The sequence below is a fragment of the Komagataeibacter xylinus genome (assembly GCF_031081985.1).
GTDB lineage: Bacteria > Pseudomonadota > Alphaproteobacteria > Acetobacterales > Acetobacteraceae > Komagataeibacter > Komagataeibacter xylinus_E.
The window spans coordinates 13,186-27,094 of the sequence record NZ_JARWSK010000003.1 but is presented as its reverse complement, the minus strand read 5'-3'; the positions used below and the strand labels follow the sequence as shown (position 1 = coordinate 27,094).

The window sequence follows — 13,909 nt, the reverse complement described above, 5'->3', positions numbered from 1 at the left end:
CGCCTCAGACCGGCAGGGTGCTGGGGCGTGTGCGGGCATACCAGCGCACCATCAGCATCCGGGATAGGAGAAGGGTGGTAAACAGGGTCGTCACGATACCGATCGTGATGGTCAGCGCGAAGCCGCGCACCGGCCCGGTTCCGAAAACGAACAGCATGACATGGGCCAGCAGGGCGGTTGCGTTACTGTCCACGATGGTGGCGGTCGCGCGCTCGAAGCCTGCCTGCATGGCCTGCAGTGCGCTGCGGCCGCGGGCCACTTCCTCGCGGATGCGCTCGTTGATCAGGATGTTGGCATCCACCGCCATGCCCAGGGTCAGCAGCATGCCCGCCATGCCCGGCAGGGTCAGTGTCGCCTCGAACAGCGAGAGGATGGCGGTCATCAGCACCAGGTTGGCCAGAAGGGCGATGTTGGCATACCAGCCGAACCGGCCATAGAACAGCGCCATGAATGCGATCACGAGCACGAAGCCCGCGGCCAGGCTGTAGCCGCCAGCGCGGATCGAATCGGCCCCGAGCGAGGGCCCGATGGAGCGCTGCTCGATCACGTTGAGCGGTGCGGGCAGCGCGCCCGCGCGCAGCAGCAGGGCCATATCGGTAGCCTGCTGGGCGGAGAAGCCGCCGGTAATCTGCCCGTTGCCGCCGGTAATGGCGGTGTGGATGATCGGGGCCTCGATCACCTTGTTATCGAGCACGATGGCGAAGCGCTTGCCCACATTGGCACGGGTGACATCGCCAAATTCCTGCGCTCCGGTCGAATCGAAGGTAAAGTTCACCGCCCATTCGCCGCCATCCTGATCGATCGAGGCGCTGGCATTGGTCAGGTCAGCGCCGTCCACGTCCACATGCGAGAAGACCGGCAGCGTGCCCTGCCCGTCGCTCATGGGCAGCATTTCCACGCCTGCGGGCGGTACGCTGGAGCCAATGGCGGAATCGGCCACGAGGTGGAAGGTCATCTTCGCCGTGGTGCCAAGCAGGTTCTTCACCCGCTCGGGGTCGCTGATGCCGGGCAGTTCGACAATGATCCGGTCCTCGCCCTGTCGGGTGATCTCGGGGTCGATCGCGCCGGTGGCGTCAATGCGGCGGCGCACGATCTCGATGGACTGGGTGACCGCATCATAGGCGCGCTGGCGGGCCGCATCGGGTGAGAGCGTGAGGGCAATCTGGCCACCTTCACCCTCTTCCACCTTGAACTCGCCCGGCGTGTTCATCGGCATGGCGCGCAGCGCCTTGAGGTCGGGCTGCGTCTCGTCGGGCGTGCGGGGGGTGAAGGTCACGCCATGGGGGCCGGTGGCCAGGTTGCGGTAGCCAAGCCCGGCCTTGAGCAGGGTCTGGCGGGTCTGGTCCTGCAGGCCGCGCAGCCTGTCGGTGGCGACGCTGGCCATGTCCACCTGCAACAGCAGGTATGAGCCGCCACGCAGGTCAAGGCCCAGATGGATCTGGCGCCAGGGCAGGGAGGGGCTGGGCTGGCGGATGAAGTTGGGCAGGCACAGCGCCAGCCCGATCAGACATACGCCAATGACCGAAGCCATTCTGAGCCGACTGTAATACATCATGACTTGATGGAAAGCTCCCTGCGCCCGGCTGAGCCGGTTCCCTTGCCCGGCATGGTCAATGTGTCGTGTGCACGTAAAATCAGTGCGGGAACATGCCGCCCCACGCCCGATGATGCAACCGCTGATGCACCGAGCGCCTGCCCGGCGTTGCCGTTTTGCCGCATTGGCGGCGACAGGCGCGCATGGCGGGGGCTGTGCGACCGGCGTGCTGGCTGCTAATCCGGCAGGGGTGTTTCAAAGGCATGGTCGTTTTGAAACGGCCCCGGAAGAACGGCACGCAGGAAAGGCAGGACATGGCGCAGGCAGCACGGCGGTTACGCATCGGCATTGTGGGGGCTGGGCATTTTGGCCGCTTCCATGCGCTCAAGGTGCTGTCTGGCGCGCGGGAGGAACTCGTGGGCATTCATGACCCCGATGCCGCGCGCGCGCGCAAGGTGGCTGATGAGGCGGGGGGCGTGCCGGTGCTGTCCTACCCCGACCTGCTGGCCCGTTGTGATGCGATCATCGTGGCGGCCCCGGCGGAATATCATTTTGACCTTGCCCGCGAAGCGCTTGTGGCGGGCAGGCACGTGCTGGTTGAAAAACCCATGGCCGCGACGCTGGAGCAGGCCGATGAACTGATGCATCTGGCGCAAAAGCACGGCGTGGTGCTGCAGGTGGGCCACCTGCTGCGTTATTCCGCTGAGCACCGGGCCATTACCGAGCGCATCACCCGCCCGCTTTATATCGAGGCAACCCGCATCGCGCCCTACAAGCCGCGCGGCACGGATGTATCGGTCATCCTCGATCTCATGATCCATGATCTCGACCTGGTTCTGGCAATTGTCGACAGCCCGATCGAAAGCGTGGATGCGCTGGGGGCTGCGGTGAGTTCGCCGTTCGAGGATATCGCCAATGCCCGCGTGCGGTTTGAAAATGGCTGTGTCGCCACCATTGCGGCGAGCCGCATCTCGCTCAAGACCGAGCGGCGCATGCGCGTGTTCTCGCAGGAGGGCTACCTCTCCGCCGATTTCATGAAGCGTGAACTGACCATGATCGGGCGCGAGCGCGGCCTGCCGCTGCCGGGCACGGGCGGCTTCCGCCGCGAATCGGTCACATGGCGTGACCATGACACGCTCGCCGCCGAGCACGCGGCCTTTGCCGCCTCCTGCCTTGATGGCGCGAAAGTACTGGTTGATGGCGCGGCAGGCCGGCGGGCGCTGGCGGCCGCCCTTGCGGTAACGCAGGGCATTGCCGCCACGCGGGCGCGGATGGAGGCGTCTGGGTTGATCATTCCCCCCGTTCAGGAGGACTGAAGCGTCTCGCGCAGCATTTCAAGTTCCAGCCAGCGTTCCTCGGCGCCAGTCAGGTCGGCCTGCGCCTTTTCCAGTGCGGCCGTCGCGGCGGTGAAGGCAGCGGGGTCGCGGGCATAAAGCCCGCCATCGCTCAGCACTGCGCGCAGGCGCTCGATTTCCGCCTCAAGGGCTGCCATCTGCCCCGGCAGTTGCTCAAGCGCATGCTTGTCCTTGTAGGTCATCTTGCGGGCAGGCTGGCGGGGCGAGGTGCTGGGGGTGACATCGGTCGTGGCGGGTGCGGCTTCACTACGCTCGGCGCGGGGGCGGGCGGCGAGGGTCGCATCCTGCCGCTGGGCCAGCATGTCGCTGTAGCCACCGGCATATTCCACCCATTTTCCGCCGCCTTCGGCCATCAGGATGGAGGAGGCGACCCGGTCGAGGAAGTCACGGTCGTGGCTGACAAGCAGCACCGTGCCGGAATAGGCGGCCAGCATCTCCTGCAACAGGTCGAGCGTTTCAAGGTCGAGGTCGTTGGTTGGCTCATCGAGCACCAGCAGGTTCGACGGCCGCGCCAGCGCACAGGCCAGCATCAGCCGCCCGCGCTCACCGCCTGACAGCACGCCCACCGGGGTGCGCGCCTGCTCGGGGCGGAACAGGAAGTCCTTCATGTAGCCAATGACATGGCGCTTCTCGTCACCCACCTGCACCATGTCGCCCCCGCCGCCGGTCAGCGTATCGGCCAGGGTGGCGGTGGGGTCGAGCGTGCGGCGCTGCTGGTCCAGTGTCACGACCGACAGCGCGCTGCCGATATTGATCGTGCCCGAATCCGGCTTGTCCTGCCCGGTGAGCAGGCGCAAGAGCGTACTCTTGCCCGCGCCGTTCGCGCCCACGATGCCCAGCCGATCCTTGCGCAGCACGCGCAGGTCGAGATGGCTGACCACGGGGTGGGCGGGGTCATAGGCGCGGCAGACATCCTCGGCCACGGCAACGAGCTTGCCCGAAAGGTCGCTCTCGCGGGCTTCCATTTTCAGCCCGCCCTGCGGGCGGATGGCGGTGCGGCGCTGGTTGCGCAGTTCGGCCAGTTCGGCCACGCGGCGCACGTTGCGCTTGCGGCGTGCGGTCACGCCGTAGCGCATCCAGTCTTCCTCGCGCGCGATCTGGCGGTCAAGCTTGTGGCTGTCGCGTTCCTCCTGCTCCAGCACCTCCTCGCGCCAGGTCTCGAAGCGGGCAAAGCCCTGGTCGAGCCTGCGGGTCACGCCTCGGTCGAGCCACACCACCGAACGTGACAGGGTTTCAAGCAGGCGGCGGTCATGGCTGATGATGACCATGGCCGATGAGAGCGAGAGCAGTTCGCGCTCCAGCCATTCAATGGTGGGCATGTCGAGGTGGTTGGTCGGCTCATCGAGCAGGAGCAGGTCCGGCTCGGGGGCGAGCGCGCGGGCCAGCGCGCAGCGGCGTGCTTCCCCGCCCGAGAGTGTTGACGGGTCTTCCGTGCCATTCAGGCCGAGTTCGCCCAGCAGCAGTTCGGCTCGGTATTCCGGGTCGTTCGGCCCCATGCCCGCGCGCACGTAATCCAGCGTGGTGGCAAAGCCCGACAGGTCAGGCTCCTGCGGCAGGTAGCGCACCGTGGTGCCGGGCTGGAGGAAGACCGTGCCGGAATCGGCCTGGATCTCGCCCGCCGCAATGCGCAGCAGGGTGGACTTGCCGCAGCCATTGCGCCCGACAAGGCAGACCCGCTCGCCGGGGCCGATACCAAACCCCGCGCCATCAAGCAGCGGCGCGCCACCAAGGGTCAGGGTAATATCTTGGAGGAGGAGAAGGGGAGGAGGAGCCATACCCGCTTATGTCGTGTCAGGCGGGCCGGGCGCAAGGTCCGTGTGGGCAACCCCTATCTGCGCGCCGTGCTTTCGAGCAGTTCGAGGAAGGACAGCCCCCAGCCCAGCGCGGTGCGGTTGGCGATGGCGTTCCAGCACGCCTGCCAGCGTTCACGCTTTTCGGCGGCGGACATGGCCAGTGCGCGCTCAAGCGCATCGGCCATGCCGTCATGGTCGAGCGGGTTGACCAGCAGGGCCGCGTCAAGCTGGCTGGCGGCCCCTGCCAGCCGTGAAAGGATGAGCACGCCAGGGCTCTCGGGGTCCTGGGCTGCGATGAACTCCTTGGCAACGAGGTTCATGCCATCGCGCAGAGGGGTGATGTAGCCGATATCGGCCAGGCGCATGTAGCCCGCCACCGTGGGGCGCGGGCTGCCGCGGGTGAGAAAGCGCAGCGGCGTCCAGTCCGCCTGGCCGCGATGGGCGTTGAGCTTGCCGATCTGGTGCTCGAGCTTCCTGCGCAGCGCCTTGTAGGATTCGACCTCGGTGCGGCTTTCGGCCGCGATCTGCAAAAAGGTGACCTGCCGCTCGCGCTCGGGGTAGGTCTCGAGCATGCGCTCATAGCCCGCCAGCCGGTGGTCCAGTCCCTTGGTGGGGTCCATCCGGTCCACGCCAAAGATCAGCTTGCGCCCCGCCAGCGAGCCTGAAAGGCGCTTCAGGTCCTGCGAATCGGCGGCCGTGGCGGCAATGCGGGCAAAGGCCTGCGGGTCGATCTCGACGGGAAAGGTGCCCACGCGCACCGTATGGTCCTCGAACACCAGCGTGTCCTCGCCCTTGAGCACCGCGCCTGCCGTGCGGGTTGCGGCGAAGATGAAATTGGCGGTGTCATCGGCGGTCTGGAAGCCCAGCAGGTCGGCTTTCAGCAGGTCGCGCAGGAAGGTGCCGCCATCGGGTGCTGTGGCCAGCATGTCGGGCGCGGGGAAGGGCGTGTGCAGGAAGAAGCCGATGGGCTGGCGCACGCCATTGCGGCGCAGCAGGGCAGGTAGCGGCAGCAGGTGGTAGTCGTGAATCCAAATGACGTCATCGGGCCGCAGCAGGGGCAGCAGGTTCTCGCAGAAGCGCTGGTTGACCGACCAGTAGGTTTCAAGCTCGCGGCGCTCGAAGTGGATGTGCTCGGGCAGCGAGTGCATGAGCGGCCACAGCGTGCCGTTGGAAAAGCCGGTGTAGTAATTGCGGTGCTCGGCGGGAGTGAGGCCGATGGTGGCGTATTCCACCCCTTCGGCCTGCTGATGTTCAGGCGGCAGATGGGCGGCGTCGGGGTGGCAGGTGCCGTTCCAGCCAAACCACATGCCACCCTGGCGGGCCAGCAGGTCCTTGAGCACCACCGCGAGGCCACCAGGCCGCAGCCCCTCCTTGGGAACGGGAACGCGATTGGAGACGATGACCAGCCGTTTCATTCTGCCCTCTCTTCACTCAGCAGTCGCATGGCGGCCCAGCTTCGTCCGGCAGCACGACAGCGGCAGCATACACATCTGCCCGGGCAGCGGGATGCCTGTTGCGCCGGGACTGGCATGCGGCTTTGTCAGTTCAGCGGCACGCCGCCCGATACGGCCTGATAGGTGGACACCGCCAGCGTCAGCGGTTCGAACGGCTTGGTGATGACGAAAGCGGGCTCGATCGTATCGCCCGTGAGCAGCCGCTCGGGGTAGGCGGTGACGAAGATGATCGGAATGTCCTGGTGCTGCAATATGGCCGAGACGGCCTTCATCCCGTCACCGCCATCACCGAGGTTGATGTCGGCCAGGATCAGGCCGGGCCGGGTCTCGCGCGCAAGGCGCACGGCCTCTTCCTCGCTGCTGGCGACACCGGCAATGGTGTGGCCGCACTGGCGCACCAGTTCCTCGATATCCATCGCGATGATCGGTTCATCCTCGATGATCAGCACGCTGGTCTGGGCGCACGAGCGCAGGCGGGCATGGGCATCCTCCAGCATGGCGGCCGCCTGCGGCTGGGCAATGGCCAGCACGCGGGCGGCGTCCGCCACGCTCAGTTCCTCAAGCGAGGTGAGCAGGAGCAGCTTGCGCGCCAGCGGCGGCATGCCGCCCGCTTTCGTGTCCTGCGCGCCGTGCTGGGCATGGTGGCGCGAAATCCATTGGTAAAGGCGTAGCCTCGGTGGCAGGGTAGGATCATCCACCGCCATGAGTTCGCGCAGGCTTTCGGCCACCAGAAGGTCGCCGCTTGACTGGCTGCCACATAACGCACGGGCGTAACGCCGGGCATAGGGCAGGGCGCGAAGCAGGTCTTGACGCCGTGATAGCGGCATGAGGCATTCATCTCCCCAGATAAACTGTTACACTCCGGATCATGACAGCGTTAGGCTGTGCTGCAAGAGTTGAAGAGTAAACAAACTGGAATCAAGAATACCATTTGATCCGTCACGGGTCACGCACTTGCGTGGGGAGATGCTGTCTCTCCTGCCACAATTGCGTGGTTTTGCCCGTTTCCTGACCGGCCAGCCCGCGGCGGCGGATGACCTGGTGCAGGAAACGGTGCTGCGCGCGCTCGGCGCGCTCGAGCAGTTTACGCCCGGCACCAGCATGAAGGCGTGGCTCTATACCATTGCGCGCAACCTGTTTTACGAGCAGGCGCGAAAGGGGCGGCGCGAGCGTGATGTCATGTCGGATTACGCCCTGCGCCCCGACCAGGCCGAAAGCGGCACCGGCGCGGGGGAAGCCGACGTGCTGCGCGACCTCAACGGCGCCATCTGGCAGCTCACCCCCCGCCTGCGCGAGGCGCTCGTACTCGTGGGCGTGCAGGAAATGACCTATGTCGAGGCCGCCCATGTGTGCGGTGTTACGGTGGGCACGCTCAAGGCCCGCGTGTCGCGCGCGCGGGCGCAGATCATGGAATACATGCAGGCGGGCGCCGGCGGCGAAGGCTGAGGGAACCAATGCGCGGTGCTCGCGTTTTCGTTACATGGAAAATGTAACCTTTCATCCCTCCCGTTCATTGCACTGGCATGAACGACGAAACAGGGGAGATGAAAATGACCAGCAGCTTTCATGACCAGATGATTGCAATCCTGCCCCGACTGCGTGTGCAGGCCCTGTCGCTCACGCGCAACCGTGCGGCAGCCGATGACCTGGTGCAGGATGCCGTGTGCAATGCGCTGGCCGCCCAGCACAGCTTTACGCCGGGCACCAATTTCTCGGCATGGATGCATCGCATCCTGCGCAACCGCTTCATTTCCGACCTGCGCAAGAAGCGCGAGACCGGCAATATCGAGGATGTGCCCGCATCCAGCATGGCGGGCAGCGGCGCGCATGAAGAGCGCCTGATGGTCAAGGAACTCGCCGAGGCCATGAACCGCCTCCCCGCCGACCAGCGCGAGGCGCTGGTGCTCGTGGTGATGCAGGGCATGAGCTATGACGAGCTTGCCGCCGCCACCAGCTGCGCGGTGGGCACCGCCAAGAGCCGCGTGTTCCGCGCCCGCCGCCAGCTTGCCACGTGGCTGTATGGCGAGGAGCGCGATATCTCCACCGTTGAACTGCGCGGTGCGGTGCAGCGCCTGCGCTCGCGCACGCAGGCCCGTGCCGCTACGGCATCGGCAACGGCCTGAGACGGGAATTCCCACTTTGAATTATGGCGTGAATATGGCACTGACACGGATGACTTCGTCAGTACCCAGGGATTCTACAGGGTAATGATGCGGCCCTGGCATACAGGCAGGGGTTGTGTGAAGTGGGAATTTACTTCGGGATAATGCGATGGCTCTGAAGGACAAGTGTCCTCCCAGGCAACCAGGAAAGAAGTCCACAAGCAGATCGGATGATGCGTTCGAGCTATGGCTGAGGCGAGGGCTGCACCAGTTGTTCGATGATGTGACCAAAGAGCCTGTTCCCGAGGAGCTGCTGCGTCTTATTGAGGAAGACCGGAAGCGGACAAAATAGGCATGTCCGTTCCACCTTCCTCCGCGCGGGGCGGCAGGCAGGGACGCCATCGCAGCCTGTTTACGCGGGTCGGGCGCGTGTTCGATGCCGTGCGCGGCCGGATGATGGCGATCATCCTGCTCGCCGCCATGCCCATCGCCCTGATCGGGGCCGTACAGGCGTGGCACAGCTACCATAATACCCTTGAGGCGCCGGGCTACCGCACGGACATGGCCGTGGCGCGCATCGATCTTGAACTGCACCATGAATCCGAGCATGTGGCCTCGCTGTTGCAGGCGGTGGCGCGCATGCGGCTCGACAGCAGCGGGCTTGCGCGCATGCTCCAGCTTGTCGAGTCGCTGACCGGGCGGCATTACAGCCAGATCGCGCTGGCCGATGACCGGGGCAATATCGCCGCCGCCGTTGGCCCCGACCATGACGCGACACCCCTGACCATTGACGAGATGCCGCGCTTTCAGGGCGACGTGAAGCTCGTGGCCATACCCGATGCGCTGACCGGCGTGCCCGATCATTTCCGCATCACGGTTGTGGCCACGATTGGCGATGATGCCGGCCGCCCGGCGCGCTCGGGCTACCTTACGGCCATCATGCCGCTGTCATGGCGCAGTGCCGTGCTCCAGACCAGCGACCCCCGGCTTGACCTGATGCAGCAGAGCGGCCCGATCGAGATCTGGGTCATGGACAGTCACGCCCGTGCCACGACCCCCCTGTGCGCGGATTGCAACTGGCAGGAGCACCCGCCGGCGCGGATCATGCAGTGGGCGCGCTTTGAGGTCACGCATGGCGTGGAGCACGACCACATCACCCTGCCTGAAGGTTCGTATTCCATCGGGCGGGTGCAGGGGGGCGTGTACGTGCTCACCATGACGCGGCGCAACGCCAGCGAGCGGCATGCGGTGGTCATGTTCGCCATCTCTCTGGTCAGCAGCGGAGTGCTGCTGCTCGTGGGGCTTCTGGGGGCCTCGAAAAGCGCTGACGTGCTGGTCATCACGCCGCTGCGCCAGCTTACGGCCTCGGTCAACCAATGGCAGCTTGGCGGCGTGTATGACGTGCGCTCGAACTGGGCCATGCCGCTTGAGGTCAGGCAGCTTGCCCATGCCTTCAGCAAGGCCACGCGCAGGCTGGCACGGCATGAAAAGCGCCTTGAGCGCGCGCAGGTGCGCCAGGAGCTGCTGCTCAAGGAGATGCACCACCGCGTCAAGAACAACCTGCAGATCGTGGCCTCGCTGCTCAACCTGCAGGCAGGCCGCATCCGCCAGCCTGGCGCGCGCGAGGAATTTGCCCAGGCGCGTGACCGCGTGCGCGCGCTGGCAACCCTGCACCGCTACCTGTATGCCGATGGCGAACTGTACAGCCTGAACATGCAGAGCTTCGTGCGCGAACTGTGCGGCCAGATCATGCATGCCATTGGTGAATCCGATGAAGGCCGGATCACGCTTGATATCCGCGTCGATGACCTGCTCATGGTGCCCGACCAGGCCGTGCCGCTGGCCCTGATCGTGACCGAGGCGGTCAGCAACACCATCAAATATGCCTTTCCCGACCAGTTGCACGGCACGCTTGAAGTGGGCCTGCGCGCGCTTGATGGCGGGCGCGCCTGTCTGTGGATTGCCGATAACGGCGTGGGCATGGCGGCGGGCCGCAACCTTACGGGCGCGGAAGACGGGCGCAGCGGGATCGGCATGCAACTGATCCGCGGCTTTGCGCGGCAGCTTGGCGGCACGTTGCAGATGTTCGAGGAAAACGGCACCCGCTATGTACTTGTTTTTGCGTTAAAGCAGCCCGATCAGGATGAACTGGCCGACTGAATGCATGCAAAAATGCATGGCAGAGTTATCTCACGGGCAGTTTATGGCGGCGCATGATGGCTGTCCCTGTGTCGTGTCATTCGGTATAGGGAGCGGTCATGAGTGATGACAAGACAGTGATGAAGGCGTGGACCCGGGCACAGTCGCGCCTGGGGCGCAGGCAGGCCATGCCTGTCGTGTTGCTGGGTCTGGCCATATCCGCCGTTGCCGTGGGGCAGGTATGGTGCATCGCCACCGTGCTGGCCTGCGTGCTGGTGCCCGGCGGCATGCCGGTTGTTGCGTGGCCGCTGGCGGGGCTGGTGGGGCTTGCGGTGGCGCGCGCGGGCCTGCAGGCGGCATCTGACACGCTGGCCGCGCGCGCGGGCATGAAGGGCCGCGCGCGGCTGCGTGGTGGTGTGATCGAGGCCATCATGCGTGGCGGGCCGGGGCTTTTGCGCCAGCACCACACGGGCGAACTAACCGCGCTGGCCGTTGACCGGATCGAGGCGCTCGACGGGTTCTTCGCCCGCTGGCTGCCTGCTTCCGTGCTGTGGGTGGCCGCCCCCCTTGTCATTGGCGTGCTGGCGGCATTCGTACAGCCGGGCTCGGCGCTCATCATGGCCGTTTGCGGCCTTGCGGTGCCGTTTGGTCAGGCGCTGTTCGGTATCGGGGCGGCGGTGGCCTCGCGCAACCAGTTCCTGGCCATGACCCGCCTGCAGGCCCGCTTTCTTGACCGGGTGCGCGGCATTGCCACCATCGTGCTGTCGGGCCGCACGGAGGATGAAACCCGCAGGCTTGCCGCAAGTGCGGAGGAACTGCGCCTGCGCACCATGAAGGTGCTGCGCGTGGCCTTCCTCTCTTCCGCCTCCATCGACTGCGCCATGGTCGTGGCCCTTGTGCTCATCGCCCTGCGCAACGGCGCGCACCTGATGGACCTGCACGAGCAGGGCGTGCCTGCCGCCATTATGGCAGGCCAGGTGGCGCGCGGGCTGTTCGTGGTGCTGGTGGTGCCGGAATTCTTTGCCCCCTTCCGCAGCCTTGCCCTGGCCTATCAGGACCGGGCGCATGCCTCGGGGGCCGCGAGCGCCATGCGCATCCTGCCCGATGACGCTACGCCCGCGCGGGTGGGCGGCCAGGCGGTGTGCGACATGACGGGTGGTGTCGCGGTGGCCTTTGAGCATGTCAGTTTTGCCTGGGATGCGGCACGTGGCATGGCGGTTGATGATGTCTCCTTCAGCGTGCCCGCGGGCCAGACGCTGCTGCTGTGCGGCGCGTCGGGTTCGGGCAAGTCCACCATCATCGAACTGCTGCTCGGCTTCATCCAGCCTGCCAGCGGGCGCATTACGTTCAACGGCGTGGACATGACCACGCTGGCGCCTGAAGCGCTGGTGGCCATGACCTCGTGGATCGGGCAGAAGCCGGTGCTGTTTGCGGGCACGCTGCGCGAGAACATCCTGTTTGCCCGCCCCGATGCAACGCAGGCGCAGCTTGACGCCGCCGTTGCTGCCGCCGCGGCCGGGGATTTCGTGGCCAGCCTGCCCCACGGGCTCGATACCTTTATTGGCGAAGGGGGCTTTGGTCTGTCTGGCGGTCAGGCGCAGCGCGTGGCGATTGCGCGTGCCTTCCTGAAAGATGCGCCACTTGTGGTGCTTGATGAGCCAAGCGCGCATCTCGACCCCGATACCGAGGCCGATGTGTTTGAAAGCCTGCGCCGCCTTGCCGCCCGGCGCACCGTCATCCTGGCCACCCATTCCAGCGCGGTGGCGGGGTTTGAGGGCCAGCGGATCGACCTGGCGCAGGGCCATGTCGTGACCAGTGGGGAGACAGTATCGTGAAATCCTCACAGACAAGGGAACTGAACCGTCAGGCGCAGCGCGAGGGCGTGCTCGCCCCCGTAGGCCGCATCCTGCAGATCTGGCAGCGGCGCGCGCCGCTGCTTACGGCGGGGGCGCTGCTGTCGCTGCTCGCGCTCATCATCGGCCTTGTGCTCATGCGCGAGGCCGGCATCCGCGTCGCTGCCATGACCATGGGCATGATCGTGGTCACGACCGGGGCGCTGCGCATCTTTGGCAGTGCGCGGGTGATCCTGCGCTATGCGGAGCGGCTGGTCGCGCATGATGCGATGTTCCGCGCGCTGGCCGATGTGCGGGTGTGGTTCTTCCGCCATCTTGCGCGCGGGGCGGCGGCGGGGCTTGGCTTCCGCCGCGCGGGCGACCTGCTCTCGCGCCTCGTGTCGGATGTCGAGACGCTGGATGGGCTTTATCTGCGCATCATCCTGCCGCTGGCGGGTGCATGCCTTGTGCTGCCGTTCCTGTTCATCGCCATCAACATGGTCAGTTCCATGCTGGCCGTGGTGGTGTGCGCGCTGTTTGCCTGCGGGGCGTTCGTGCTGCCGCTATGCGCCGCCATGCTGGGGCGGCGCGAAGGCGGGCTGGTCAACCATGAGGCCGCCCAACTGCGCGTGGGCGTGCTCGACATGGTGGGTGGCCTGCGTGAGATCGCGACCTTCGGGGCGGAGGGGCGCATGCTTGACCATGTGCGCGACCGTGATGCCGCCCTTTACCGCGCGCAGATGAAGCAGGCCCGCATGCTGGCGCTGGCAGGTGCCGCCTCCTATCTGTGCGGGCAGGCGGCGGTTGTGGCGGTGCTGGCCGCAGCCCTGGGGCTGGGCCTGCCGCGGATTCCCCCGCTGCAGGCTGCGGCCGTTCTGTTCCTTACGGTTGCGGCTTTCGAGAGCATTGGCGGGCTGACGCGCGCGGGCGCGCTTGCGGGCAACATTACCCGTGCCGCCGCGCGCGTGGTGGCGGTGGGCGACCTGCCCGGGCATGCCCCGCCCGAAGGCACGCAGCCTGCGCCCGCGGGTACCGACATCCGCTTCGAGCAGGTTTCCTTCCGGTGGGACGAGGCGCGTGCGCCGGTGCTTGATCATCTTGACCTGAGCATTCCCGCAGGCCAGCGCATTGCGGTCATGGGGCCTTCGGGGGCGGGCAAGTCCACGCTGGCGGCATTGCTGCTCAAGGTGGTGGGGCCACAGGCAGGGCGCATTACGCTCGGCGGAGAGGATATCGCCACCATCCGCGACGAGGCGATGCGCGAGCGGATTGCCTGGCTGTCACAGGCGACGCACCTGTTTACCGATACGATTCGTGCCAACCTGCTGCTTGGCCGTCCCGACGCCACCGAGGCTGACCTGTGGGCAGCACTCGAGCAGGCCCGCGTGGCCGATGTGGTGCGTGAACTGCCCGATGGGCTGGATAGCTGGCTGGGCGAGGGTGGTGCCAGCGTATCAGGCGGGCAGGGGCGGCGCCTGGCGTTGGCCCGCGTGCTGCTTTCGCATGCACCGATCCTGATTCTGGATGAACCGGCCACCGGGCTGGATGCCCAGACCGAGCGTGAATTCCTGCTCACCCTCAATGAGGTGACGCAGGGGCGCACGGTCATTCTGATCGTGCACCGGCTGACAGGTGTGGAAAAGCTGGATCAGGCATGGCGTATCGTGGGTGGTAAAACCGTGGCGGCTACGGCATGAAGG

Annotated in this window: 12 protein-coding genes; 8 read left to right on the top strand and 4 right to left on the bottom strand. The window is 66.2% G+C overall.

Features of this window, described 5'->3' with window-relative positions; all coding sequences use genetic code 11:
* Positions 1–4 precede the first annotated feature (4 nt).
* Positions 5–1,555: a protein translocase subunit SecD gene (gene secD, locus QEG70_RS06320; protein ID WP_308719900.1), complete on the bottom strand. Its 1,551-nt coding sequence runs from the start codon at positions 1,553–1,555 to the stop codon at positions 5–7.
* Positions 1,556–1,848: 293 nt separating this feature from the next.
* Here secD and QEG70_RS06315 point away from each other — a divergent pair, with 293 nt between their 5' ends.
* Positions 1,849–2,850, top strand: a complete 1,002-nt coding sequence (locus tag QEG70_RS06315) for a Gfo/Idh/MocA family protein (RefSeq protein ID WP_308719899.1) — start codon at positions 1,849–1,851, stop codon at positions 2,848–2,850.
* Here the strand turns inward: QEG70_RS06315 and QEG70_RS06310 are convergent.
* From QEG70_RS06310 to QEG70_RS06300, 3 genes are all read right to left on the bottom strand, one after another.
* Complete coding sequence (locus QEG70_RS06310) at positions 2,838–4,664, bottom strand: ABC-F family ATP-binding cassette domain-containing protein (RefSeq protein ID WP_308719898.1); 1,827 nt, start codon at positions 4,662–4,664, stop codon at positions 2,838–2,840. The genes QEG70_RS06315 and QEG70_RS06310 overlap by 13 nt on opposite strands.
* A gap of 53 nt (positions 4,665–4,717) precedes the next feature.
* Positions 4,718–6,097 carry an alpha,alpha-trehalose-phosphate synthase (UDP-forming) gene (locus QEG70_RS06305; protein ID WP_308719897.1) on the bottom strand — a complete coding sequence of 460 codons (1,380 nt, stop codon included), beginning with the start codon at positions 6,095–6,097 and terminating at the stop codon, positions 4,718–4,720.
* Positions 6,098–6,222: 125 nt separating this feature from the next.
* Positions 6,223–6,963, bottom strand: coding sequence for a response regulator (locus QEG70_RS06300; protein WP_308719896.1), 741 nt, complete (start codon positions 6,961–6,963; stop codon positions 6,223–6,225).
* Positions 6,964–7,102: 139 nt separating this feature from the next.
* On the opposite strand from QEG70_RS06300, the gene QEG70_RS06295 reads away from it, so the two are divergent.
* From QEG70_RS06295 to cydC, 7 genes are all read left to right on the top strand, one after another.
* Complete coding sequence (locus QEG70_RS06295; RefSeq protein ID WP_308719895.1) at positions 7,103–7,582, top strand: sigma-70 family RNA polymerase sigma factor; 480 nt, start codon at positions 7,103–7,105, stop codon at positions 7,580–7,582.
* A 104-nt stretch (positions 7,583–7,686) separates the two neighbouring features.
* The gene (locus QEG70_RS06290; protein WP_308719894.1) at positions 7,687–8,259 is read left to right on the top strand and encodes a sigma-70 family RNA polymerase sigma factor; all 573 of its coding nucleotides are present in this window, start codon (positions 7,687–7,689) and stop codon (positions 8,257–8,259) included.
* A complete protein-coding gene (locus QEG70_RS16990; RefSeq protein WP_374762556.1) occupies positions 8,195–8,344 on the top strand; it encodes a hypothetical protein in 150 nt (49 codons plus the stop codon). Before QEG70_RS06290 ends, QEG70_RS16990 begins: the two co-directional genes overlap by 65 nt.
* A gap of 63 nt (positions 8,345–8,407) precedes the next feature.
* Positions 8,408–8,590 (top strand): hypothetical protein, encoded by a 183-nt coding sequence (locus tag QEG70_RS06285; RefSeq protein WP_061272675.1) that lies wholly within the window; start codon positions 8,408–8,410, stop codon positions 8,588–8,590.
* A 2-nt stretch (positions 8,591–8,592) separates the two neighbouring features.
* On the top strand, positions 8,593–10,398 hold the full coding sequence (locus QEG70_RS06280; protein WP_308719893.1) for a sensor histidine kinase: 1,806 nt from the start codon (positions 8,593–8,595) through the stop codon (positions 10,396–10,398).
* A gap of 98 nt (positions 10,399–10,496) precedes the next feature.
* Positions 10,497–12,212, top strand: coding sequence for a thiol reductant ABC exporter subunit CydD (gene cydD, locus QEG70_RS06275; protein ID WP_308719892.1), 1,716 nt, complete (start codon positions 10,497–10,499; stop codon positions 12,210–12,212).
* On the top strand, positions 12,209–13,906 hold the full coding sequence (gene cydC / locus QEG70_RS06270) for a thiol reductant ABC exporter subunit CydC (RefSeq protein WP_308719891.1): 1,698 nt from the start codon (positions 12,209–12,211) through the stop codon (positions 13,904–13,906). Before cydD ends, cydC begins: the two co-directional genes overlap by 4 nt.
* Positions 13,907–13,909: the final 3 nt, after the last annotated feature.